Annotated in this window: 25 protein-coding genes and 1 tRNA gene; 6 read left to right on the plus strand and 20 right to left on the minus strand. The window is 29.2% G+C overall.

The window, feature by feature from the left end:
• Positions 1 to 26: 26 nt before the first annotated feature.
• Positions 27 to 3,683, plus strand: coding sequence for a ribonucleotide reductase N-terminal alpha domain-containing protein (locus QOR43_RS01325; RefSeq protein ID WP_265133448.1), 3,657 nt, complete (start codon positions 27 to 29; stop codon positions 3,681 to 3,683).
• 98 nt (positions 3,684 to 3,781) lie between these two features.
• Positions 3,782 to 5,047, plus strand: a complete 1,266-nt coding sequence (locus QOR43_RS01330; protein ID WP_265133447.1) for an epoxyqueuosine reductase QueH — start codon at positions 3,782 to 3,784, stop codon at positions 5,045 to 5,047.
• Here the strand turns inward: QOR43_RS01330 and QOR43_RS01335 are convergent.
• From QOR43_RS01335 to QOR43_RS01375, 9 genes are read right to left on the minus strand one after another with little or no spacing between them, the layout of a single operon-like run.
• On the minus strand, positions 4,989 to 6,944 hold the full coding sequence (locus QOR43_RS01335; RefSeq protein ID WP_265133445.1) for a glycoside hydrolase family 15 protein: 1,956 nt from the start codon (positions 6,942 to 6,944) through the stop codon (positions 4,989 to 4,991). The genes QOR43_RS01330 and QOR43_RS01335 overlap by 59 nt on opposite strands.
• Before the next feature lie 9 nt (positions 6,945 to 6,953).
• The gene (locus QOR43_RS01340) at positions 6,954 to 7,664 is read right to left on the minus strand and encodes a pseudouridine synthase (RefSeq protein ID WP_265133444.1); all 711 of its coding nucleotides are present in this window, start codon (positions 7,662 to 7,664) and stop codon (positions 6,954 to 6,956) included.
• Complete coding sequence (rsmG, locus tag QOR43_RS01345; protein WP_265133442.1) at positions 7,661 to 8,266, minus strand: 16S rRNA (guanine(527)-N(7))-methyltransferase RsmG; 606 nt, start codon at positions 8,264 to 8,266, stop codon at positions 7,661 to 7,663. Before rsmG ends, QOR43_RS01340 begins: the two co-directional genes overlap by 4 nt.
• Positions 8,263 to 8,931 carry an N-glycosylase/DNA lyase gene (locus QOR43_RS01350; RefSeq protein WP_265133441.1) on the minus strand — a complete coding sequence of 223 codons (669 nt, stop codon included), beginning with the start codon at positions 8,929 to 8,931 and terminating at the stop codon, positions 8,263 to 8,265. Before QOR43_RS01350 ends, rsmG begins: the two co-directional genes overlap by 4 nt.
• Entirely contained in the window at positions 8,928 to 9,641 is a 714-nt protein-coding gene (locus QOR43_RS01355) for a helix-turn-helix domain-containing protein (protein WP_265133440.1), read from the minus strand. Before QOR43_RS01355 ends, QOR43_RS01350 begins: the two co-directional genes overlap by 4 nt.
• Positions 9,642 to 9,694: 53 nt before the next feature.
• Positions 9,695 to 10,288 (minus strand): sulfite oxidase-like oxidoreductase, encoded by a 594-nt coding sequence (locus QOR43_RS01360; RefSeq protein WP_265133439.1) that lies wholly within the window; start codon positions 10,286 to 10,288, stop codon positions 9,695 to 9,697.
• Positions 10,272 to 10,670, minus strand: coding sequence for a Fur family transcriptional regulator (locus QOR43_RS01365; protein ID WP_265133438.1), 399 nt, complete (start codon positions 10,668 to 10,670; stop codon positions 10,272 to 10,274). The genes QOR43_RS01360 and QOR43_RS01365 overlap by 17 nt, the downstream gene beginning before the upstream one ends.
• Before the next feature lie 42 nt (positions 10,671 to 10,712).
• The gene (gene murJ / locus QOR43_RS01370; RefSeq protein ID WP_265133437.1) at positions 10,713 to 12,242 is read right to left on the minus strand and encodes a murein biosynthesis integral membrane protein MurJ; all 1,530 of its coding nucleotides are present in this window, start codon (positions 12,240 to 12,242) and stop codon (positions 10,713 to 10,715) included.
• Entirely contained in the window at positions 12,239 to 12,691 is a 453-nt protein-coding gene (locus tag QOR43_RS01375) for a hypothetical protein (RefSeq protein WP_265133436.1), read from the minus strand. The genes murJ and QOR43_RS01375 overlap by 4 nt, the downstream gene beginning before the upstream one ends.
• A 104-nt stretch (positions 12,692 to 12,795) precedes the next feature.
• Here QOR43_RS01375 and QOR43_RS01380 point away from each other — a divergent pair, with 104 nt between their 5' ends.
• Together QOR43_RS01380 and truB are read left to right on the plus strand one after the other, a co-directional pair.
• Positions 12,796 to 14,955: a RelA/SpoT family protein gene (locus tag QOR43_RS01380; protein WP_265133435.1), complete on the plus strand. Its 2,160-nt coding sequence runs from the start codon at positions 12,796 to 12,798 to the stop codon at positions 14,953 to 14,955.
• Positions 14,952 to 15,812: a tRNA pseudouridine(55) synthase TruB gene (truB, locus tag QOR43_RS01385; RefSeq protein ID WP_265133434.1), complete on the plus strand. Its 861-nt coding sequence runs from the start codon at positions 14,952 to 14,954 to the stop codon at positions 15,810 to 15,812. Before QOR43_RS01380 ends, truB begins: the two co-directional genes overlap by 4 nt.
• On the opposite strand, the gene QOR43_RS01390 is transcribed toward truB, so the two are convergent.
• The 3 genes from QOR43_RS01390 to QOR43_RS01400 are packed head-to-tail and all read right to left on the minus strand — an operon-like array spanning position 15,809 to position 17,959.
• A complete protein-coding gene (locus QOR43_RS01390; protein ID WP_265133433.1) occupies positions 15,809 to 16,228 on the minus strand; it encodes a molybdenum cofactor biosynthesis protein MoaE in 420 nt (139 codons plus the stop codon). The two genes, truB and QOR43_RS01390, sit on opposite strands and share 4 nt — an antisense overlap.
• A 10-nt stretch (positions 16,229 to 16,238) precedes the next feature.
• Positions 16,239 to 16,748, minus strand: coding sequence for a thioredoxin family protein (locus QOR43_RS01395; protein ID WP_265133431.1), 510 nt, complete (start codon positions 16,746 to 16,748; stop codon positions 16,239 to 16,241).
• 50 nt (positions 16,749 to 16,798) lie between these two features.
• Positions 16,799 to 17,959 (minus strand): pyridoxal phosphate-dependent aminotransferase, encoded by a 1,161-nt coding sequence (locus QOR43_RS01400; protein WP_265133430.1) that lies wholly within the window; start codon positions 17,957 to 17,959, stop codon positions 16,799 to 16,801.
• Between the two features lie 356 nt (positions 17,960 to 18,315).
• Here QOR43_RS01400 and speD point away from each other — a divergent pair, with 356 nt between their 5' ends.
• Together speD and fabZ are read left to right on the plus strand one after the other, a co-directional pair.
• Positions 18,316 to 18,723 carry an adenosylmethionine decarboxylase gene (speD, locus tag QOR43_RS01405; RefSeq protein ID WP_265133429.1) on the plus strand — a complete coding sequence of 136 codons (408 nt, stop codon included), beginning with the start codon at positions 18,316 to 18,318 and terminating at the stop codon, positions 18,721 to 18,723.
• A gap of 202 nt (positions 18,724 to 18,925) precedes the next feature.
• On the plus strand, positions 18,926 to 19,372 hold the full coding sequence (fabZ, locus tag QOR43_RS01410) for a 3-hydroxyacyl-ACP dehydratase FabZ (RefSeq protein ID WP_265133428.1): 447 nt from the start codon (positions 18,926 to 18,928) through the stop codon (positions 19,370 to 19,372).
• On the opposite strand, the gene QOR43_RS01415 is transcribed toward fabZ, so the two are convergent.
• From QOR43_RS01415 to rho, 8 genes are all read right to left on the minus strand, one after another.
• Positions 19,365 to 19,568: a hypothetical protein gene (locus QOR43_RS01415; protein WP_265133427.1), complete on the minus strand. Its 204-nt coding sequence runs from the start codon at positions 19,566 to 19,568 to the stop codon at positions 19,365 to 19,367. The two genes, fabZ and QOR43_RS01415, sit on opposite strands and share 8 nt — an antisense overlap.
• Positions 19,569 to 19,607: 39 nt before the next feature.
• Positions 19,608 to 20,126 (minus strand): hypothetical protein, encoded by a 519-nt coding sequence (locus QOR43_RS01420; protein ID WP_265133426.1) that lies wholly within the window; start codon positions 20,124 to 20,126, stop codon positions 19,608 to 19,610.
• An 85-nt stretch (positions 20,127 to 20,211) separates the two neighbouring features.
• The gene (gene thyX, locus QOR43_RS01425; protein ID WP_265133425.1) at positions 20,212 to 21,132 is read right to left on the minus strand and encodes an FAD-dependent thymidylate synthase; all 921 of its coding nucleotides are present in this window, start codon (positions 21,130 to 21,132) and stop codon (positions 20,212 to 20,214) included.
• Positions 21,129 to 22,820 (minus strand): proline--tRNA ligase, encoded by a 1,692-nt coding sequence (locus tag QOR43_RS01430; protein ID WP_265133424.1) that lies wholly within the window; start codon positions 22,818 to 22,820, stop codon positions 21,129 to 21,131. Before QOR43_RS01430 ends, thyX begins: the two co-directional genes overlap by 4 nt.
• 21 nt (positions 22,821 to 22,841) lie before the next feature.
• Positions 22,842 to 22,915 (minus strand) — tRNA-Arg (locus QOR43_RS01435).
• Positions 22,916 to 22,918: 3 nt separating this feature from the next.
• Positions 22,919 to 24,001, minus strand: a complete 1,083-nt coding sequence (gene prfA / locus QOR43_RS01440) for a peptide chain release factor 1 (protein WP_265133423.1) — start codon at positions 23,999 to 24,001, stop codon at positions 22,919 to 22,921.
• A complete protein-coding gene (rpmE, locus tag QOR43_RS01445) occupies positions 24,001 to 24,195 on the minus strand; it encodes a 50S ribosomal protein L31 (RefSeq protein WP_265133422.1) in 195 nt (64 codons plus the stop codon). Before rpmE ends, prfA begins: the two co-directional genes overlap by 1 nt.
• Before the next feature lie 48 nt (positions 24,196 to 24,243).
• A complete protein-coding gene (gene rho, locus QOR43_RS01450) occupies positions 24,244 to 25,512 on the minus strand; it encodes a transcription termination factor Rho (RefSeq protein WP_345782840.1) in 1,269 nt (422 codons plus the stop codon).
• Positions 25,513 to 25,523: the final 11 nt, after the last annotated feature.

A 25,523-nucleotide genomic window follows, 5' to 3' on the forward strand; every position in this document is an offset into this window, starting at 1 on the left:
ACTAATAGAAAACAGGAGGTCTATTTATGGAAAGAGTTGTTATTAAGAGAGATGGTAGTGTAGAAAGATTTCAGATGAAAAAATTGATAAACGCTATATTTGCATTGTTTGATGGGATGAATCTTCCGGATGATTGGGAAATAGCCTTTAAAATAGCAAAAGAGCTTGATTTAAAAATACCTGAAAAAGTAACAACAGAAGAACTTGATTTTCTTGTCCTAAAAGCAATAGAGCATCTTATTCCTTCTCATTATATATATGATACATTGGCATCAAGACAATTACTTAAAATTATAAATAGAAAGATAGATAAAAGATTTAGCTCTTTTGAAGAGATGATAAGATATGGTATAAAAGAAAATCTATATAAAGAAGAAATAGGAAAATTTGATTTAGAAAGATTATCTAAGGTTATAGATTACTCAAGAGACCATCTTCTTGATTATTTTGGCTTGACTACATTAAAAGATAGATATTTTACAAGAGATAGGAATGGAGAAATAATAGAAAAACCTCAATGGTTTTTTATGAGAGTAGCCCTTGGAATAGGTAATAATGAGGAAGAAATAATAAAAATATATGATAAAATTTCAAAACTTGAATATCTCCACTCAACCCCAACATTATACAATTCCGGAACTATAACAAATCAGTATTCTTCATGTTTCCCTGCAGGAACTCCGATAATAACAAAAAATGGAGTTAAAAATATAGAGGATATACAAGTAGGTGATGTAGTATTAACTGCAGAAGGTAATTTTAAAGTAGTTTCAGGAACTTTTCAGAGAAAATATAGTAGCAAACTTTATAAAATAAAAGTATGGGGACTTTGGGGGGATGAAGAAACAGTAAAAGCAACTGATGACCATAAATTTTTGGTTTTACCAAAAGAGGAAGTTGATTGTAATAGAAAATTTTTCAAAGTATGTCCTCCATATCAAAATACGCTAAAATGCCAACCTGTCTATAGAGAGTATGCAAATGTTTGTGAAAGAACAGAAATAGATTTATTGGAAGCACTAAAATGGACAGAAGCTAAAGATTTAAATGAAGGCGATTTTATAGTTATTCCTTATCCAAAAGAGGTGAAAGATAAAGAATTTTTAAATATTTTAGATTATATAGATAATATAAATCTTATAGAAAAAGATGGATATATTTTGAAAAAAAATTATGATAAACAAAAAAGAACCCCTGAATTTAATAATCAAATAAACACTATAAAAGCAAAAATTCCATTAAATTCGGATTTCATGAGATTTTTAGGATATTATCTTGCAGAAGGATACATTTTAGATAATAGATTAATAGTTTTCACATTCAATTCAAAAGAAAAAGAGTATATAGAAGATGTTAGAAATCTTTCTATAAAATTATTTGGTATAGTGCCAACTATACACGATAATAAAGATAATTCAACAAGAATATCCATACATAGCACATATTTATCTAAATTTATAAATAATCTTGTAGGAACCGGATATAACAAAAAAGTTCTTCCTGAAGAAATTTTACTTGCCAAACCTGAAAGTCAAAGAGGATTAATAATAGGAATATTCAGAGGTGATGGAACTACGGTTTCCGATGGAATGAGATTAACCATATCAAATAAATCTTTAGCATATCAAATATTTATAATTCTTTTAAGACTCGGATATATGCCGAGAATTTCAAAAGCATATAAAAATCATTTAGCAAAAGAACAACCCTATTCTATACATTTATCAATTAATGATGGATTAGATTTAATTAAGGAAATAAATAAAGATTTATATAAGATAAAAGCAAAACCAGATATGAAAAAAATTAATAGTTACAGATTCAGATATGGTGATTATGTATTTTATAAAATCCAATCTATAAAAACAGAAAACTTTGATGGTATAGTATATGATTTTGAAGTAAAAGGAGACCATAGCTTTAGTGCAAATTTAGTAGCAGCACATAATTGTTATGTAAATGTTATAGATGACTCATTAGAATCTATTATGGATAAAGCGAAAGAAACTGCTTTCTTGGCTAAATATGCCGGTGGAGTTGGAACAGATATTACAAGAATTAGAGCAACCGGTTCTCCGATAAAATCCTTAAATGCAAAATCTTCCGGAATTATTCCATTTATAAAAATATTTGATACCATTGTAAATGCTATACAACAAGGAGGTAGAAGAAGAAGTTCTCAGGTTATGTATTTACAACCATGGCATCTTGATGTTGATGCATTCTTAGATTTAAGAGAAACAACCGGTAATCCTTATTTTAGAACACCATCACTTAATACTGCCTTCTGGATGCCTGATGAAATAATGAGAAGAATAAAAGAAGGAGAACCTTTTTATCTTTTTGACCCGGCAGAATGTCCGGAGCTTATAACAAGCTATGGAGAAAATTTTAAAATAAAATATGAAGAATGCATAAAAAAAGCAGAAAATGGAGAACTAAAATTATGGAAAAAAGTAGAAGATAGTCAAGGATGGTTTAACAGATATTTATTTAAACTTGCTAAAACCGGACATCCATGGTTAATATTTAAAGACAGACACAACGAAGCTAATCCTGTTCCAAAATATGGTGTTATAAACTCTTCTAATTTATGTAGTGAGATTTCCTTGCCAAACTCTCCGGAAAGAACAGCAGTCTGCACACTTGCCTCTGTAAATCTTACAAAACATATAAATGAAAACAAAACAGATATAGATTGGGAGAAATTAAAAGAAACATTAGAAATTATGGTAGTTGCCCTTGATAATATTTTAGATAAAAACTTTTATCCATCGGAAGAATCAAGACTTCATACAATGGAACTTAGACCACTTGGCATTGGATTAATGGGATTTGCCGAAACTTTAATAGAACTTGGTATCCCTTATGATAGTGAAGAGGCAGTAGAGTTTGCAAGAAAAATAGCAAAATTTATGAGAGAAGTTACTTTTAGAAAATCAGAAGAACTTGCAGAAGAAAGAGGTGCTTTCCCTCATTATTATGAAGGAAATTATGATTTTAAACCAAGAAGAAATTCGCATTTACTTGCAATAGCACCTACTGCTTCTATCTCTATAATTGCCGGAACATCTTCTTCTATTGATAGCATTTTCTCTAATATATATAGCAGAGATACACTTTCCGGTAAGTTTATAGTAATAAATAAACAATTAATAAAAGCCCTTGAAGAACAAGGCTTATGGAATGAAGAGATAGCAGAAAAGATAAAAGCAAATAGTGGTTCAGTCCAATATATAGAAGAACTTGAAGGAAAAATAAATAAAGCATTATTTAAAACAGCTTATGAAATCCATCCAAAAAGACAGATAGATATAGCCGCAGCATTCCAAGAATATATAGACCAAGCAGTAAGTAAATCCCTTTATATAGAAGAAGATTTAAGAGATGATATGTTTAATATTTATATGTATGCTTGGGAAAAAGGATTAAAATCTACTTATTACTGCTTTATTGATAAAACAGTAAAAGGAGAAAAATACACATTAAATGTAAATAAAAGAGGAGAAAGAAGAGGATTTGGTGCTGCTCTAAAAACAGCTAAAAACCAAGAGATAGAAGAAATTGAAAAAATGGCACGGGAAAAATACGGTGATGAGGTAGTAGAAAAAGTAAAATCCGGCAATATAGAAGCCTGTCCAACAGACCCATTACTTGCTAAAATCTGTCCAAGCTGTGAATAAAATCAAAGCCTGCCCTTGAAGGGCAGGTTTATCATTTGAATAATCTAAAATAAAGAAATAAAATATAATCTATATAAAAAAATAGGAGTAGATAAATTATGGATAAAATATTGGTGCATATATGCTGTGGAGTTGATTCTGTTTGGGCATTAAGAAAGTTAAGAGAAGATTATCCGGATGCTTATATAGAAGGATTTTTTTATGACCCGAATATTCATCCGGAAGAAGAATATGAGCTTAGATGGATTGAAACAAAAAGAGTATGTAATAGCTTAGGCATAAACTGCACTAAAGGAGAGTATGACCTAAAAAATTGGTTTAATGCAGTAAAAGGATATGAAAATGAGCCGGAAAGAGGCGAAAGATGTAGTATCTGTCACGATTTAAGATTGGAAAAAACAGCACAGCTTGCAGTAGAAAAAGGATTTAACAAATTTACAACAGTCCTAATGATGAGTCCTAAGAAAGATTTTGATGTTTTAAAAAAGATAGGAGAAGATATAGCAGAAAAATATAATCTACAATTTCTTGCTGTAGATTTTAGAAAAAATAACGGAACACAAAAAATGAACCAGCTTGCCAAAGAACAACAACTATATCATCAAAATTATTGCGGATGTATTTATGGATTGTTTTCACAAAGGAAAGTTAATTTTCAATCAGGCTCGTTTATACCGGAGTTGGTTTCTTTCTCAAAAGGAAGATTAGCCGGTAGTAGAGAAGAACTTTTATTTATAAAACAGATAAGATTATTTGCAGAAGAACTTGGATTAAAAGTAGAAGAACAGCAATTTAGATTTCTCGGATGGAGAGTTATATCATCAAGATTACAAATAAACAAACAGGATATAAAGCACAATATATATCTTTATTCTGATAGCATAAAAGGAGTTTTAAATGATAGAGTAAAATCTATTATTGGAAATAAAATAATTCTTGAAAAATCAGATGTAGAAATTTTAATAACAGAAGATAATATAGATATGGAGCCAAGATTTACAACAAATCCTATTTTTATATTAAATAAAAAGGATATACAGGGAATAAATATAGAAAAATTAACTATGGAGCTTACTACAGAATTTATTCCTTCTTCTAAATCTCAAAATTTATATATTGGAGATATTTATAATGCATCTGAGATTATAAAATTTTATTCAGATACAGATTTTGAAGGAAAAAATGGATATTCTTTAAAAGAAATTAATGATACTATCTTAAAAAATAAAGAAAATATAAAAGAAGGAAAAACAGCAGTTATCGTATTTGGAGCAAACTTTTTCGGTAAAATTGGAGAAAATATTTTTAAACATTTATCCGGACAAAATTCTCTTCTAAATCCATCTGATAAAGTTTTTTGCTGAGATTTTGGACAACATAACAAAATGTTGAATGTGACCATGTAAGCGGATTAACAGAAAGAGGTTCTCCTGTAAATGGGTCATACTGCTCTGCAAGTAATCCGCTTTCCGATTTTCTTTTTAATACCCAATTTATCAACTCAAATGTTTTATTATATTCTCCAAGCTCAAGATATACATCAGCAAGCCATAATGTAGTTATAACCCAAGGATTTCCGGCTACATTTTCAGAAACCCTATGATAATAATCTCCTTCATATCTTGCAAGACCACCTATTCCTTCTTTTATCCATAGTTTTTCTTCAATATATTTTAAAGTGTTTAAAAATCTATAATCATCTACCGGCACTATACCAAATTTTGGAATAAGTAATAAGCTACTTTCTGCTGTAAAATCTTTATAGATAGAGCCATCTTTATTTATTTTTAACATTCTTACAAACAATCCTTCTTTTTCATCATAAAGATATTTTAATATTGCTTCTCTTACCTCTTCTGCTGCTTTTTTATATCTAATTGATTCTTCTTTATTACCGGTTATATTTGCTAAAAATGAAGCAGTATTTAATCCGGCATAAACGGTGCTTGCAGTATATGTAAATATACCTCTTTTTTCTTCCCATAAATCATAACTTTCAAGTGGTAATTTTGTTTTTTCATCTCTATAAGAAATCATAAATTCAGCAGCCGGTCTTACATATTTGTTATACATAAAATCTATAAATTCTATATTTTTACTGACTTTGTAATGATTATAAAGGGCATATATAACTAAGGCAGTTTCGTCTTCCTGTATAGGTAATTGAAAATTCTCTTCTTCATCTGACCAAGGATGCCAGGAAGAACCAACAGAACCATCAGGCGAGTATTTATGAAGAAGATAACCATCTTCTGTTATTTTATCTGCACAAAATTTAAAGAAATTTTCAGTAATATGAAAATAACCTGCATTATCCAAAGCTATTGCAACAAAACTTCCATCTCTTGGCCAAAGATAGCTATAATGGTCTTTGTTAAATTTATATATAGATGTATCATTTGCAGCAATAATTGCTCCTCTATTATCTATATGAGCCCTTGTTATAAGTAAGCTTCTGTAATATAAACTTTTTATATCCATAGATATTGCCGGATGTAATCTGTCTTTTTCCTGAACCCATGAACGCCAAAATAAAATAGTTTCTTCCAAAAGATGCTCCGGAGTTTCTTTATCAACCTTTTGTTTTAATTTTTTTATATCATCATATCTATAACCGGCAAGAATATAATAATATAAAGTTTCTTCTTGATTTGCTTTTATATCTTTTATCAAACCAAAAGCACTATCTATCTCTCCCTGCACTATCTTTGTTCTTTTTAATTTTCCTTCTTCTATCTCTTTCCAGCTTCCTGATATATGATTTTTCTTTGAAACTGTATAATCAATCTCTCCACCACTGCCTGAGATAAAAAGATATGTATTTACTTTATAATGTAGTATTCCTTTTAATTTTGGATTAAAATATGCAGTGTTTCCTATTTCTGTCTCATTTAATTTAAAAGGATGATAAAAATATATTCTAAATTTTATATCTTTATCTGTAAGGTTTTTTACTCTTATTTTTCTTAAAAACATATTACTGTATTTATGGATAGCATCATTTATAATTAATTCTATACCAAGCTCTTGATTTTTTAAAATCACATTAGAAACTAAGGTTTTTTTCTCATAACCAAATTTTATATCCCATCTATTATCTATCCAACTAAATTTATCATCAACCCATACACCTATACCGGATGCTTCACCATTAAGATGATTAAACATTCCAACATAAGGAAAGTAAAAATCTCTCATATTCATGAATGAATCAAAATTTATAAACATATTCCCATTACTTAAAACTATCTCTTTTTTCATTTTATCTAATTACCTCTTTAGCATTTTAATTTCTTTTTCTGTAAGAAATCTATATTCTTTTGGCTTTAAATTACCAAGTTCTATATTATCCATTTTAATCCTTATTAATCTTAATACTTTATGACCAAAAGCATCCATAAATCTTCTGATTATTCTTTTTTTGCCACTATGGATTTTTATCCTGAGCCAGGTTTTACCATCTTCATATCTTAATATTTTAATATCATCCGGTTTAAAAAATCCATCTTCTAACATAATGCCTTTTTGTAATTTTTCCAAATCTTTTACAATGCCATCTACTAATACATCATAAACTTTTTCTTTTTCAAATTTTGGATGAGATAATTTATAGGCTACTTCTCCGTTATTTGTTAATATCAATAAACCTTCGCTATCATAATCAAGCCTTCCTACCGGAAAAACTCTCTCTTTAATACCAATTTCTTGTAGTAAATCTGATAAGGTTTTCCTTCCGAATTTATCTTTTCCAAGTTGGGTTAGATATTTTCTTGGTTTGTAGATTTTTATAAATATATCTTTTTCTACCGGTTTTATTATTTTATCGTCTATCTTTACTATATCTTTTTCAGGATTTATTTTAAATGATAAATCAGTTATTTTTTTACCATTGACAAAAACTTTTCCTTCTTTTATCAGTTCTTCTGCCTTTCTTCTGGAACAACATCCGGAAGATGCAATATATTTATTAATTCTTATCATCTTTTTTGTAATACAATAAATTTTCTCTCCGTTAATCCGTAGAAATTTAATGAAATTGTAAAATCTTTAAGCTCTTCTTCAACTTCTTTTCCTTTCATTATAATCAGATAACCATTTTCTTTAAGAAGATTTTTGCCTATTTTTATAACTTCAAAAGTTTCACCGGTTGCCCTGCTTAAAACTATATCAAATTTTTCATTTATCTCTTCTGCCCTTTTACATAGCACCGTATATCCTACATTTAGCTCTTTTGAAAGCATTTCTAAAAAAATACATTTTTTACCGACAGACTCTATCAAAAAAAGATTTATCATATCCTGATAATATATTTTTAATGGGACACCGGGAAATCCGGCACCAGTTCCAAAATCTGCAATATCTTTATTTTTTATATCTATATTTTTTATCTCAAATAGTTTTATACAGGTTAAACTATCTAAAAAATGTTTTGTAATTATCTCTTCCTTTTTTCTTATAGAAGTTAAGTTATAAACTTTATTCCATTTTAAAAGCATATCTAAATATTTTTGAAATTTTTCAAGATGTTCCTCAGTCAGATATATTCCATTTTTTTCTGCTAATATTTTAAGTTTTTCTATCATTTTAATACCTTTTTTGTTTTTATATAAAAGATATATAAATCAAGCTCTGCTTGTGTTAGATTTAAGTCTTTGGCTATCTTTTCTAAAGCTTTTTCTGACTCTAAGTATACTGATTTTGTTATGGTTTTTCTTGGTTTTACAAAATTATTTTCAAATAAAAATCTTGATATATGTCTATCTATAATAGCAACATCATCAAATCCTATATTTCTTAAAAAATGGCTCGCTTCTTTATATCCATATCCCTTTATATTTTTAACAAGGATTTCTCTTGCTTCTTTTCCATCTTGATATTTAGATATTTGATTAATAAGCTCTGATTTTTCTCTAAGTAAAACTATTCTTTCTGCTCTTTGCATTGCAAATCTATGTCCATTTTTCCGGATTATCTCAAATAATTTTTCTACGGGATATTCTTTAAATCCTTCTATTCCTATCTCTTTTTGTATCTTTATTCCCATTGATGCAGAAGAATTAGCAGTCAATATACAAAAACAAGCCTCTGAAAATATATCGGCTTTATAAGGCTCTATATTTAAAAATGGTTTAAAATCAAACTCGGTAATACCTTTATTTTTTAGATTTTTAAATTCTGATATTCTTTTATCAACAAATGGTTTGACTTGTTTTATAGCTTCTTCTAAAATCTCTTTTGGTGGTATCAAATTTTTGGAATACCTCTAAGTAAGTTATAACCACTATAAAATACACCTTCTTTATCTACAAATACATTATGAACAACTTCTTTATTTTGAAATCTAACTTCTTGATTACCAAATATAATTCTCAATTTATCAGCATTTCCTATGGTTTCAAAAGATATTTTTTCTTTGAAATATATGGTTTTTTCTTCATCCTTTTTAATATTAAATATACTTTTCTCTCCATTTATATCTGCCGTTATCCAGACTTCATCATCTGCTTTTAAGATTATTTTTTGAATTATTTCTTCCGGTTGTTCTTGATTTGTATTGTTTGATACAGGAATTTTATCCGGTTTTTCTGTTTGAACTACTTGGTTTGTTTGAATTTGAGTTTTATTTATATTTGCAGAAGCAATAAATGTTAATGCTGTGAGTATCAGTAGAACTAATATATGGGATAATTTATTACTTTTTTCTTCTAATAAATCTTCCCTACAAGATATATTACAAACCATATCTGTCTGTGGTTTAATTTTTATCTCAACCCCAAGCTCTTTCAATATTTGCTTAGCAAGAAGCTGTTTGTGAGGCTGTAAATCATATATATTATCGCATTTTTCTATCTCATCTATGATAGATATATTTATTTTAGTTTTTTCTGCTATTTCTTCTTTTGAAATACCTTTTTCTTCTCTTAATCGTTTTATATATTCACCACTCAAAATTTCCACAATTTATTATTCCCCTCTTTTTTGATTACTAAATTATTATATCAAAAAATTTTTTAATCTTCCCAATATCTTTGTTCTTTCCACGGGTCGCCGAGTATATGGTATCCTCTTTTTTCCCAAAATCCCGGTTCATCTTTATCTTTAAACTCTATGGCTGTTACAAATTTTGCACTTTTCCATGAATAAAGTTTTGGAACTATTAATCTTAGAGGATAAACATTATCTGCCGGTATAGGTTTACCATTTAGCATATAGGCAAATATTACATCTTCATCAAAAAAATACTCAATTGGAACATTTGTTGTATATCCATCTAAGGAATGAACCATAACTGATTTTGCTGTTTCTTTTATTTTTACCAACTTTTTTATCTCATCTACATGAAATCCTATCCAAGAGACATCCGGACAACTCCATCTTGTTACACAATGAAAATCTGCTATAAGTTCTACTTTCTCAAGCTCCATTATATCATCCCATGTTAATGTAATCGGATTTTCCACTTCTCCGAATATTCTAAATCTATATTCAGATAAATCTATATCCGGTGGGTCAGATATACCAAGAATATGAAGTTTATTTGTCCAATGTTGTCCCGGAGGTAATCTATCTTCTCTAAGATTTATAGGGCTAATTATTCTTCTCATTTTTCTCTCCACATTTTGGACATATTCCTTTAAATGTTATATCTATATCTTCAACTATAAAGCCATTTTTAGTTAGCTGTTTTATATTAATCTGCTCTATTATGTTGTTTCTGTCTATATCATAGATATTATTGCAAATCTCACATTTAAAATGAAAATGTTTATCTATCCTTGCATCAAATCTACTTTGTCTCCCATCATTAAGTTCAAGAATTAAACCTTCCTCTTTCAAAACTTTTAAATTTCTATATACCGTCCCAAGACTTATATTCGGTATATATTTTTTTACCTTTTCATAAATCCAATCTGCTGTTGGATGAATATCTGTATCTTTAAGTATTTCATATATTAATTTTCTTTGTTGAGTGTTTCTTCTTTGCATAACATACACCTCTTAAATTTATATAAATTTATGAAATATATATTATTGCATTTTATCATATTTTTGCAATAACTTTCTTTTAAATATATCTAAAAATACCAAAAAAGAATCTTCTTTTAAAATATAAACAGCAAAAAAGAAAGATAAGATAGAGATAAAAATTGAGATAAATACTAAAAGTAGTTTACTACCTATAAAAATTTTAAGAATCATTACGACCAAAGCCATAAATAAAGAAGATATACAAACTTTTAAAAATGTTATAAAAATGCCTTTTTTATCTATAAAAAATGGATATTTTAGATATAAAAATATAACATTTAGAAAAGCTCCCATAGAAGATGCAAGGGCAAGACCAAATACACCCATTTTGAAAATAAATGTGAATAAAAAGGCAAGAAAAATACTTCCTACGAATCCGAATATTGTTGAATAAAGTGGAGTTTTCATATCTTCTATTGCAAAAAATCCACTTTTTAATGGCCTTGTAATACCATATCCGACAAGTCCGATTGAGTATCCGGCAAGAGCATAAAATGTAAATTCTGCATCTTGATATCCAAATTTACCTCTAACAAGAAGTATATCAATAATCTCTTTACCAAGAACTATCATACCGGTTGTAGCCGGAATAGATATTAAAATAGCAAGTTTTATTCCCATATTCATATCTTTATTAAACTCATCTAATCTGTTTTGGGCATAATGCTTAGATAGAGAAACAAGCAAAGCATTTCCAAGTCCTATTATAAATAATCCAAGTGGTAATTGAAATATTCTATTTCCATAATAAAGATAAGAAATTGCTCCGGCAGTTAAAAAAGAAGCTAAAACTGTATCAACCACAAAAGAAAATTGGCTTACTCCAAAAGATGCAAAAGCAGGAATTAATCTTTTTAAAGTAGTTTTTATTTCAGGATGAAATTTTAAAGAAGGTTTAATCAATAAATTATGTTTTATCGCCGCTGGTATCTGAAGCAAAAATTGTAATAATCCACCTACCAATGCTCCTATCACCAAAGCATAAATTCCAAAAGATTGGGCAAACAAAAATGCAGAAATTATAAAAGATAAATTAAGTAAAGCCGGAGCAACAGCCGGAACAAAAAATATATCCTTTGTATTCAGCAAAGCCATATAAAAAGAAGTCCAGCCAATAAGTATCAAATAAGGAAAAACTGCTCTTACAAGATTAACTGTTTCTTCAAAATTACCTTTTTCTACAAATCCGGGAGCCAATATCTTTACAAAAATATCTGCAAAAAGAATAATCATTATAGTGATAAATGTTAAAACAATTGTGTAATAGCTAAATAAAGAAGATGCATACTGCTTTGCTTCTTGCTCAGATTTAGATAAAATTGAGCTATATATTGGGATAAATGCAGCATTAAAGCTACCCTCTCCAACAAGCTGTCTTAAAGTATTAGGTAATCTCCATGCTACAAAAAATGCATCTGTAAGAGGGGTTGCCCCAAATATATAAGCGACTACTGCATCCCTTATATATCCGAGAATTCTACTGATTAAAGTAGCTATTGAAAAGATTAATGTATTTCTTATAAATCTCATTTAACTTTAATCTTTATGGGAGTTGATAGGATATATTTTTCTCCTTCTTTATCAAAAAATGTTATTCTAATTATATAATCACCGGAAGCTATATCTTTACCTTCAACATCTTTTTGGTTCCAGCACCATTGTTTTTTTTCATTAGGCTTTACAATCGTTATTACCTGTAAAGCAATTGGAGAGTATATTACTTTTTCATTTTCTAAAATAGCCCAAGGAGCAGAAGATGGCATAAGTAGTTCTTTATTCGTTTTATTTTCAAGATAAAAACAAACATTTTCACCTTTTAAAAATTCAGGTTTAATAGCTTTAAATATAACATTTATATTTTTTTCAGGAATAGATTGCTTTGGTTGCTCTTTTTCTATTTTTGGATTTTCCACTTTTTTAGACATACCAAAGGCTATTGATATATTTAGTAAAACAAAAAAAATAAAAATATTTTTCATCACCTAACCTCTCAAAATTTCTTTTTATCAAAAACTTGCTTTTTAATCCCGATAACATAATATAATAATATTATGGTTTGGCTAAGTCAAGAAAGGAGTAAAAGATGGAAACAACACTGATAACCAATGAAACATTAAAATCATTTTATAATGAGATAGATTATCTTAAAGAAGAAGATAAAGAAGAAATAGAAAAAGCAGTAAATTTTATAATAGAAAAACATAAAGACCAATACAGAAAATCAGGAGAGCCGTATTATATTCATCCGATAGAAGCAGCAAGAATATTAGCCCAGTTAAAGCTTGATAAAACAACAATAATATCTGCACTTTTACATGATATTTTGGAAGATACAGATACAGATATAGATACATTAAAAAATCTTTTTGGAGAAAAGGTAGCCCTTATTGTTGATGGAGTTACAAAAATAGGAAAGTATCAATTTTCATCTAAGGAAGAAGCTCAGGCAGAAAATTTTAGAAAAATGATTGTTTCAATGGCAAAAGATATAAGAGTTCTTCTTGTTAAGCTTGCAGACAGATTACATAATATGAGAACCCTTGACGCCCTAAGGGAAGATAAAAGAATAAGAATAGCAAAAGAAACCCTTGAAATATATGCACCACTTGCCAGCAGACTTGGTCTTTGGGCTATAAAGAGAGAGATAGAAGACCTGGCATTTAAATATATATATCCGGAAGAATATAAAAAAGTTAGCACATATTTTGCCATATCCAAAGAAAAAGAAGAAAAATATCTAAAAGAAGAAATAATCCCTCAAATAGAAAAAGTATTGAGAGAGCACAATATAACAAATTTTGAAATACAGTACAGATTTAAACATCTTTATAGCATTTTTGAGAAAACATTAAGAAAAAATCTAAAATTAAGTGATATATATGATGTTTATGGTGTAAGGGTTTTGGTAGAAGAAGTGCATCAATGTTATTTAGTGCTTGGATTAATTCATTCTTTATGGCATCCGGTTCCGGGAAAATTAAAAGATTATATATCTTTACCAAAGTCTAATTTATACCAAGCATTGCATACCACAGTAGTTGGACCAAAAGGTAAATTTGTTGAAATACAGATAAAAACATACCAAATGCATAAAATAGCAGAAGAAGGTATAGCTGCCCATTGGAGATATAAAGGTGGCTCTACCCTTACAGAAAAAGATTTACAATCTTTTGTTTGGCTTAGAAATCTTCTTCAAACTGTAAAAGAAAATGAAGCCCCATCTGAACTTTTATCCTCTGTTAAAAGTGAGTTAACACCGGAAGAAATATTTGTATTTACTCCAAAAGGAGATTTAATAAAATTACCGGTAGGCTCTACACCTGTTGATTTTGCTTATAACATTCATACACAACTTGGACATAAAACAACCGGAGCAAAAATAAATGGAAAATTAGTTCCTCTTGATACAAAACTACAAAATGGAGATGTTGTAGAGATAATAACATCCCAAAATCATAAACCAAGCAGAGATTGGCTTGATTTTGTAGTAACATCAAAAGCAAAAACAAATATAAAACATTTCCTTGCAAAGATAGAAAAAGAACAAGCTATCAAATTTGGAGAAAAATTATTAGATAAAATTCTTAAAAAATTTAATAAAAAAACCAGTAGTCTAACTGAAGAAGAAAAGAAAAAATTATTAGAAAGATTTAATTATAAAACTTTTGAAGATTTCTTAGCAGCAGTAGGAGATAGCAAAATATCTTTAAACAAGATAATAAAAATATTTAGACCTGCTGAAGAAAAACCGGAAGAACAAAAGACTGAAAAAAAGCATAAAGACGTAGTTATTGAAGTAGATGGAGTATCAAATATATTATCTTATGTAGCAAAATGTTGTATGCCTCTTCCGGGAGATGAAATAATCGGTGTTGTTTCAAAAGGAAAAGGAATAGCAATACATAGAAAAGAATGTCCAAATGTAATAAATATAGAAAAAACAAATCCGGAAAAGCTTGTATCACTTATCTGGAAAACAGATAAAAACCATTTATATCAAACAAATATTAAAATAATATCGGAAGATAGGGTTGGATTGTTGGCAGATGTTAGCTCAGCAGTAGCATCTACAAAAACAAATATAATAGGTGTAAATACCCAAACATTAAAAAATGGAAAAGCTATAACAAATCTAAAATTAAATGTAGCAGATAAACAGCAACTTGATAATATAATTAATGCAATCAAAAAAGTAAAAGGTGTAAATATTGTAGAAAGGGTTATAAAAGGAGTAAGCAGTTGAAAGACGGAATATTACTTGTTAATAAACCGGAAAATATAACATCAAATGATTTAGTATTAAAAATAAAAAAATATTTAAATCTAAAAGCAGGACATACTGGAACCCTTGATTATGCCGCAACCGGCTTGATGATAATAACGCTACAAAAAGCAGTAAAAATAACACCATATTTACAAAATTTAGATAAAGAATATATAGCAGTTGGCGAACTTGGCAAAATAACAGATACTTATGATAGAAATGGAAGAATAATAGAAGAAAGAGAAGTTAATATAACAGAAGAAAAACTGATAGATGTTATAAAATCTTTCAAAAAAAGTTATTATCAGATGCCACCACCTTATTCAGCAAAAAGAATAAAAGGAAAAAGAGCTTATCAATTTGCAAAAAAGGGAGAAGAACCTGATTTAAAACCAAAATTTGTGCATATTTATGATATTCAGATACTTGAAATATCTTTACCATTTTTTACAATAAAGATAAATTGCTCTTCCGGAACATATATAAGGTCTATCATAAAAGAGATAGGAGATGAAGTTGGCACCGGTGCTTATCTAAAAGCATTACAGCGAACAAAAATAGGAAAATTCAGCCTACAAGAAAGCATAAATTTAGAAGATTTATTAAAAATGAAGCCAGAAGAAGTAGAAGCCCATATTATTCCTATTACAGATGCTTTATATTTTATGGATTCGGTTATATTGGATGAAATGCTTATAGATAGATTTACCAAAGGTCAAAGATTAAAAATAGATAAAGAAAATAAAGAATTTGTAAAAGTTTTAGATAAAAACTTAAATACAGTAGGTATAGGAAAAATAGAAGATGGTATTTTAAAACCTATCAGGATTATTTAACCACTTTCTTTCCAGCTGTATTCTTTGTTTGCAAATACTTCTTTTTTCCAGATTGGAGCTCTTGCTTTTACCTCATCTACTATATATCTACATCCGGTAAAAGCTTCCTGTCTATGTCCACCCCATACACAAACCAAGAAAGAAGGTTCTCCTACTTTCAATATACCGACTTTATGATGAACTACTGCATATTTGATTTTAAATTTTTTTATAGCCTCTTCTATTATTTCTCTAATTATTTTTTCAGCCATAGATATATATGCTTCATAATGAAGCTCTTCAACATCGCCATCTTCCGGTGCAGACCTTGCTACACCAAGAAATATATCAACAGCTCCACATTCTTTATTATAATAACTATTTAATATATCTTCTATTTTAAACCAATTTTCACCTACGTATATTTGCGGTATCATTGTTAAACCTCTAACAGCTTTTTTTATCTGCAAATTCATTAAATTTAACTTTTTGATAACATCCAGAACCTATATAATCTGCCAATGATATAAACATTTCTTTTGGAATATATCCAGGTATTTGATATAAAAGCTGATAATTTTTATTTGGGTCAAATATTGATATTGTAGGAAAACCGGTTACATTATACAAACCTGCCAAACTACTTTCTGTCATCTCTTTTTTTCCTTCCGGGTCTATAACTTTTCTATTTCCATAAACATTTACTATTGCAACCTCTATATTATTTTTCAAAAGAGCTTGTTTTACATCCGGATTTGATAAAACTTTTTTATTTAATTTCTCACAATACTGGCAAGTTTCCGATTCAAAAATAACCATAACATACTTTTTATTTTGGATAGCATTTTGTATTACCGGATTTGGGTCAACTGTAAATTTTGATTCTGCTTTCTCATTTTTCTGACAACTAAATAAAATTACAGAAAATATAGCTAATAATAAACTTAATTTTTTCATATTAAAATATACCTCCAATTTATCTATATCACCCACTAAATATATATCTTTTATTTTAATTTTTCCAGAGCTTCTTTTATTCTTTCTACTCCTTTTTGAATATTTTCCATTGATGTTGCATAAGATAATCTTATGTATCCTTCTTTTCCAAATGCAGAGCCGGGGACTACTGCAACTTTTGCTTCTTCAAGCAGATATGTTGATAACTCTATATCATTTTTGTTGTAATAAGATATATTAGGAAAAGCATAAAATGCTCCTTTTGGCATAACACATTTTACACCTTTTATATTGTTTAATGCATTCACTATATAATCTCTTCTTTTTATAAATTCTTCTCTCATTTTTGCAGGAAATGCTCCGCCATCTTTGAGTGCTTCCAATGCTCCATATTGGGCAAAAGTTGTAGGATTTGATATTGTTTGACTTTGGATATTTATAATTGGTTTTATATATTCTACCGGTGCAGCAACCCAGCCAAGCCTCCAACCTGTCATAGAGTAAGATTTAGAAAATGCTCCTACTGTAAATGTTATTTTTTTAACTTCTTCCGATAATGAAGCAATGCTTATATGAGGCTCTTCATAAGAAAATTCTTCATAACATTCATCAGAAATTATAAGAATATTATGTTTTAAGCAAAATTCTGCTATTTTTTCAAGTTCTGATTTTGGGATAACTGCTCCTGTTGGGTTTGATGGAGTATTTAGGACAAGAGCTTTTGTTTTTGGCGTTAATACTTCTTTTATTTTATCTACTGTCAAAACAAATCCATTTTCTTCGTTTAGCTGAGTTATTACACTTTCTCCATCACAAAGGGCTATCTGTTCTGTATAAGATACCCAATATGGTGCAGGAACTATTACCTCATCTCCCGGATTTAAAATAGTAGCAAATATTTCATATAATCCCATTTTTGCACCGGGGCAAATAACAACTTCTTCCATTTTGTAATCTATATTATTTCTTTCTTTTAATTTTTTAGCCACTGCTTCTCTTAATTCAGGAATACCTGCTGCAGCTGTATATTTTGTTTTTCCTTCTTTTAATGCTTTTATTGCTGCTTCTTTAACAAAATCCGGTGTATCAAAATCCGGTTCACCGGCTCCAAAACTAATAACATCTATTCCCTGTTTTTTCATCTCAGCAGCTTTGGCTGTAATTGCAAGGGTTTGAGAAGGCTTTATTTTTTTCACTCTTTCAGACAGCATTTATTACTCCTTTTTTAAGGAATTCTAACAAGAATATTATACCATTTTAATAAGATGTTGTTTTATGAAGTATTAATCTATTTTTTTAACTATTGGAGTATTGTATGTAATAGATGAAAAATTATAGAAGTCGCAATGTTTGTCTTTTTGTAGCCCATATTTATCTCTCTTTTACCTGTATCTATATTTTATCATCTATTGTGCTAAATACCGTCAATTTAAAAATCCTACAAAAATTTTAAAAATGATATATAATATTTTTTCTGTTTTTAAAATCCTATAAGGAGGTTTTTTATCATGGGCAGTAATAGCCCGACGAAAAATTTAAGAAAAAATTTTGTTAAGGAGGAAAGAAAATGGAAAAAACCCTCGGACTGCATATCTTAGCTGACCTTTACGGAGTAGATTTTGAAAAAATTGACCACGTTGAAGATGTAAAAGCCTTATTAGAAGGTGCTGTAAAATACGCAAATCTTAGTAAATTATCATCTCATTTTCATCAATTTCATCCTCACGGAGCAACCGGAGTTATCTTATTAGAAGAATCTCATATCTCAATCCATACTTGGCCAGAACACGGTTATTGTGCAATAGATGTATACACCTGTGGTGGCAAAGAAAAAACCTTCAAAGCTATGGAATATATCATCAAAACATTAAAACCAAAGAGAATTGATGAGAAGATAGCAGAAAGAGGGGTTGTTCCTGTATCCCAATCGCCGGTAAATATTGAGAAAGTTGAGCTTCAGCCGGTAAATAGCTAATAAAAATTATTTACATTAACATAAAGTAAACCTGTTTCTGCATAGCGATATTATCTATGTTGACAGGGATTAGTAGTTATTGTAGTGGTTTAAATGCAGAAACTATATATTTCTGCATACCATGATTAAAAAGTTATTGAATTTTTGTGTATCTTAGTTTATAATTTTGATTAAATCTTTGTCATAATGAGGAAAGATTATTATGAATGTAGAAAGAGATATAGATGTTTTAAAAGTGATGGAAGTTTTGCCACATCGTTATCCTTTTTTATTTATAGATAAAATATTAGAACTTGATTTAGAAAATTTAAAAGTAAAAGCTGTAAAAAATGTTTCTATAAATGAATATTTTTTTCAGGGGCATTTTCCGGAATATCCGGTTATGCCCGGAGTTCTTGTTATTGAAGCAATGGCTCAGGTTGGTGCATATATGATGCTTAGAAAGGCCGGATTTACCAAAGGAGAAAAAACTGTTTTTTTTGCAAGCATAGAAGAAGCAAAATTTAGAAAACAGATATTACCGGGCGACCAAATTGTATTTGAAGTTGAAGGTATAAATATAAAGAGGAATTCCGGTAAAATAAAAGGTATAGCAAAAGTAAATGAAGAAATTGCTTGTGAAGCAGTTCTTCTTGCTGTTGTTAGGTAGCTTTTTTTAGTTTTTCTTCTAATTCAGAAAGCCATATATCCCTTCTGGTTATTTCATCTTTTGTTTCTTGGTGTAAAATAGCAAAATTATGATATTTTGTTCTGTTTTCATAAAATTTATCAACAAAATCCAAAGATGGAAAAAATGTTACAAGATTATTATACTCAAACAAATTAAAATCATAATCAGAAATCAATTTTTTCTGTTTTTCAGTTAAATTTCCATTTGTAATAATCTAGACTTTATTTATTTTGTATTTTTCTTTTCCTTCTGAAAGAGCTTTTAGATAATTTTCATCTATATTTTTTGTATCTGTAAAATCAACAAAATCAACTATTATATATTCCGGTTCTTTATCAATATGTTCAACTCTTAAAATAATATCTATATTATTTTCTTTATAATTTTTAGGTTCTAAAACTTTAAATCCAAGAAGTTCAAACATATTTGTAAAATACCAGATAAATTCTGTTTCTTTTAAGTTTTTTAATCTCTCTTTTTCAAAATCATTCCATTTAAAATTTCTAAAATTTTCTTTTAATTTATGATATTCTTCCTCTGCTTCTTTTAGTTTTTGCTCTAACTCTTCTACCTTTTTACCAAACTCTTCCTTTTCTTTAATAAATTTTTCTTTTAACTTCAAAAGATTTGGAATATAATTTTCTTTTTCCTTCCTTTTTTCTTCTTTATATCGCAAATATACATAATACAAAACAATAAAAGCTATAATAGATATAATTAAAATATCTATCATTTTATCTTTTCTAAATTTTCCTTATATATGTTGTAATCATTATCAGTCCAGAGTATAAATCTAACTTCTTTTATTTTAACTTCCATTATAAATGCTCTTGAAGTAATTCTTTCATCTGGAAAGCTACTTTTCTTATTTCCCATTGGGCTCCTATTTCTGTTCTTTTTTCAATAAAATCCCATATCCAGCTAAGTGGTGCAGATACTACTATTGTTGTTCTCTTACCATGTGGCAATATAAATCTTGCATCTTCTCTTTTTATTTTAAAATCATAAACTAATTTTTTATATGTTTCATCAGCTATTTCTTCTGCATTTTTAAATAACTCAAGGGCTTCTTTATTTTCTTCTATAGCTGGAGGAATAACTACATAATTTTCATCTTCTTTTACATATCTTTGGCTTCTTTGTGAAAAATTAAGTGCTGTATGTCTTACAAGCTGATGGGTCATTGTTCTTGATACATTATCTATATAAAAAACTACATATCCATCATAATCTTTAATTAATCCTATAAGGCTAACATTTTCCTTTTGTCCTAATGGAGTTATAGGTATATCATAATCTGCCATTTTTTCAAATGCTTTATAATAAGCATCTTCCGAATATTCAAGAAGCTCTTCAAGATAATGCCTTAATGATATTCCTATAACCGTTGGATATTTTGGGTTATAATTGGATTTAAATTTTATAGAGGCTATTTTTAATGCTATTATTTTTGCTTTTATATGCTTAGGTAAATTTTTTAGTTCATCTTCAATAAATTTATTGAGTTTTTCTTCTTCTATCTGATTTAAATCTTTGTAGCTAAATGAATGGGCAAAAACAGAAAAATGTTTATAATTTCCAAGTTTTGATAAAAATTTAGCTCTTTCTTCTCTACTGACAACCCTTGGGTCATTTAGAAGATAATCTAAATCGCCACTACTATAACAGGTTCTTGCTCCAAGAGCTGTAAAAGGTATACTTTCTTTAAAATCTTCTAAATTAAAAAATTCTAAAATCATCTTTTTCTCTCTTTAAAAAATTTTTGAATATCTTCTATTTTTATCTCTTGCTTTAAAGATTTATCTCTTTTTTCAATCTCTACAAAACCATCTTTTAATTTTTTACCTATCACAATTCTATAAGGAATACCTATTAAATCTGCATCTTTAAATTTCATTCCGGCAGAAATATCCCTATCATCAAGTAAAACATCGTAACCTATGGATTTTAAATTGTTATATATTTCTTCTCCTGCTTTTAAGCTTTCTTCATCTTTTGTGTTTAAAATAAGTATATGTATATCAAAAGGAGCCACTTCTTCCGGCCAGATAATACCATTTTCATCATGGGATTGTTCTACTATTGCTGCAATTAATCTGCTTACACCTATTCCATAACATCCCATAACTATTGGTTTTTCTTTTCCATCTTTATCTATAAATGTTGCTTTCATTGCATCAGAATATTTTGTTCCAAGTAAGAATATATGCCCTACTTCCAAGCCTCTTGTGGCTTTTAATGGTGATTTACATACAGGACAGGGGTCATTTTCTTTTGCAGTAGCAAAATCATAAAATCCTTCTACCTGAAAATCTCTTGGAATATTTACATTTTTAAAATGATAATCTTTTTTGTTTGCACCTACTACAAAATTTTTAAGCTCTTCTACCGATTTATCTGCATATATTGGTAAATTAATATTTATAGGCCCAACAAAACCTTCTACAAGACCAAGTTTTTCTAAATCTTCTGATGATGCAAGGCTAACATCTAAAACTTTAAAGTAGTTTGCAACCTTTGTTTCATTTATTTCTCTATCTCCTCTTATCAGGATTGCTACAAAATCTTGATTATCTAATTTATATATCAATGTTTTTACAATTTTTTGCTCCGGTAGATTTAAAAATTTGGCAACTTCTTCTACCGATTTTATATTTGGTGTATAAACTTCTTCTATTGGAAGTTCTTCTTCCGGTGGTAATTTTGCATTATGAAATTTAGCTGCTTCTACATTGGCAGCATAACCGCAATTTTCACAATAAACAATATTTGCTTCTCCGTTTGCTGCTTTTACAACAAATTCGTGGGAGTATTTACCTCCAATAGCTCCAACATCTGCCTCTACCATAAGATAATCTAAGCCAAGCTGTTTGAATATTTTATGATAAGTTTCTTTCATTATTTCATAAGATTTGATTGCTTCTTCTTCAGAAATATCAAAAGAGTAAGCATCTTTCATTATAAATTCTCTTCCTCTAATTAAACCATATCTTGGTCTTGCTTCATCTCTAAATTTTGTTTGTATCTGATAAAAGTTATAAGGTAAATCTTTATAAGATTTTATAGTTTTTCTCACAAGGTCTGTAATTGTTTCTTCGTGGGTTGGCCCAAGGGCAAAATCTCTATCATTTCTATCTTTTAATCTAAAAAGCTCTTTACCATATACATCCCATCTTCCTGTTTCTTTCCATAATGATGCAGGTGTTAATATAGGAAGTAAAAGTTCTAATGCTCCGGCTTCATCCATATTTTTTCTTATTATATTTTCTATTTTCTTTAATACTCTAAATCCAAGTGGTAGATATTCGTATATTCCGGCTGCAAGCATTCTGATATATCCGGCTCTGAGTAGAAATATATGGCTTGGTGTTTCTGCTTCTGAAGGATTTTCTTTTAATGTAGGCATAAAAAATTTTGATGCTCTCATTTCTCCTCCACAAAATCTATATGCGCCCAGAGGGAGTCGAACCCCCAACCTCGTGATCCGTAGTCACGTGCTCTATCCAATTGAGCTATGGGCGCTTTTTATTCTAAATTTAATAATGCTAATTTTTCTTCATTTTCTTTGGCAATAAGAACATCTATAATTTCGTCTAAATCACCATCTAATATATCATTTATTCTATAAGATGTGTAATTTACTCTATGGTCTGTTACCCTGTTTTGAGGGAAGTTATAAGTTCTTATTTTTTCACTTCTTTCACCGGTTCCAACCTGTTCTTTTCTTTCTTTTGCTATCTTTTCTCTTTCTATTCTGTCATAATAATCTTTTAATCTTGCCCTTAAAATCTGCATTGCTTTTAATCTATTTTGAAGTTGGGAACGTTCATCTTGGCATGTTACAACCATACCGGTTGGAATATGGGTTATTCTTACAGCAGAATCAGTTGTATTAACATGCTGTCCACCGGCACCACCGGCCCTCATCGTTTCTATTCTTAAATCTTCAGGTTTTATTTCTACATCTACTTCCTCTGCTTCAGGTAAAACTGCAACGGTTACCGTAGATGTATGTATTCTACCGGAGCTTTCTGTTTCAGGCACTCTTTGAACCCTATGGACACCACTTTCATACTTTAATCTGGAATAAGCACCTTTACCTTTGATTAATGCTATAACCTCTTTTATACCACCTTTTTCAGTAGGATGCAAACTAAGTATTTCTGTTTTCCAGCCTTTTCTTTCAGCATATCTTTGATACATTCTAAACAATTCTGCTGCAAATAAAGATGCTTCATCTCCACCGGCACCCTGTCTGATTTCCAAAATAACATTTTTTTCATCATTAGGGTCTTTAGGAATAAGAGCTAATTCTATTTGTTTTTCAAGCTCTTTTTCCCTTTTTTTTAACTCTTCTAACTCTTCTGCTGCCAATGCTCTAATATCTTCATCAGGTGAAGAAAGCATCTGTTTTACATCTTCAATTTGAGACTCTACCTTTTTATACTCATTATAAAGTTCTAGTATTTCAGATAGCTCTTTATGTTCTTTACCTATAGCCTGTAATTTAGACTGGTCTTTTAAAATTTCAGGGTCAGATAATAAAGCTTCTAAATTTTTTACTTTCTCTTCTATCTTGTTTAATTGATTAATAATTTTTTTATCCATTACTCTTGTTTTGTTGCACCCTGTAATTCAAGAAATTGTGGTTTTATTCTTAATTTTCCTGTATAAAATGGATGGCAGTTATTACATACCTCAAGATGCACTACTCCACCTTTTACTGTATAAATTTCAAATTCATTTCCACAACCACACACAAATTTAGTTAATTTTAATTCTGGATGGATTCCTTCTTTCAATTTTATACCTCCATAAAAATTTTTCAAAAAAAATATTTTATCACAAAATTAAGCATTCATAGATTTGAGGAACTCTTCATTTGTTTTAAATTTACCAAGTTTGCTAAGTAAAAATTCCATTGCTTCTACTTCATCCATTGTTGATAAGAATTTTCTTAATATCCATAATCTTTGCAATTCCCAATCTTTTACAAGAAGCTCTTCTTTTCTTGTTCCTGATTTTGCTATATTTATTGCAGGGAATACTCTTTTTTCCATTAATTTTCTATCAAGGTATAACTCCATATTACCTGTTCCTTTAAACTCTTCAAATATAACATCATCCATTCTGGAGCCTGTTTCCACAAGAGCTGTTGCAAGTATTGTTAAACTTCCTCCTTCTTCTATATTCCTTGCTGCTCCAAAAAATTTCTTAGGTCTTTGTAATGCAGTAGCTTCTATACCACCCGATAAAACTCTTCCTGAAGGTGGTGTTGTTGCATTAGAAGCTCTCGCAAGTCTTGTTATTGAGTCAAGCAGTATAACTACATCTTTCTTTTCTTCTACTAATCTTTTGGCTCTTTCTATAACAAGTTCTGATATCTGGATATGTCTTTCAGGTGGTTCATCAAAAGTTGATGCTATAACTTCTGCTCCACTTCCAACTATTCTTCTCATCTCTGTAACTTCTTCCGGTCTTTCATCAATAAGTAATATAATTAGATGAACTTCCGGATGATTTTTTATTATTGCTTTTGCTATTCTTTGAATTAGGACTGTTTTACCTGCTTTTGGTGGAGCAACTATTAATCCTCTTTGCCCTTTCCCTATTGGAGAGACAAGGCTTACAACCCTTGTTGATAAATCTGAAGGGTCATATTCAAGATTAAATCTTTCTGTTGGATGGTATGGAGTTAATTTATCAAAAGAAGGTCTTGATTTTAAATCTTCCGGATTTAATGAACCAACTAAATCAATTTTAACAAGTGCTCTATATTTTTCTCCTTCTTTCGGAACTCTTGCTATTCCTACTATATAATCTCCGGTTTTTAATCCTATTCTCTTTATCTGGGAAGGAGAAACATATACATCCTGTGGGCTTGGAGCATAATTATTTTCCGGAAATCTTATAAATCCAAATCCTTCCGGTAAAACTTCCAAAACTCCTTTTATAAAATTTAATCCTTCTTTTTCCGCTTTTTTCTCTAAAATTTTTGCAAGAAGCTCTTCTTTTTTTAATCCGGTTACCCTTTCAAGACCAAGTTCTTTACCTATTTTTTGTAAATCAACCAATTTCATCTCTTTCAATTCTTCTGTTGAGATTGCTGTAATATCCATATGTTCCTCCT

The sequence above is a fragment of the Venenivibrio stagnispumantis genome, assembly GCF_900182795.1.
Taxonomy (GTDB): Bacteria; Aquificota; Aquificia; order Aquificales; family Hydrogenothermaceae; genus Venenivibrio; species Venenivibrio stagnispumantis.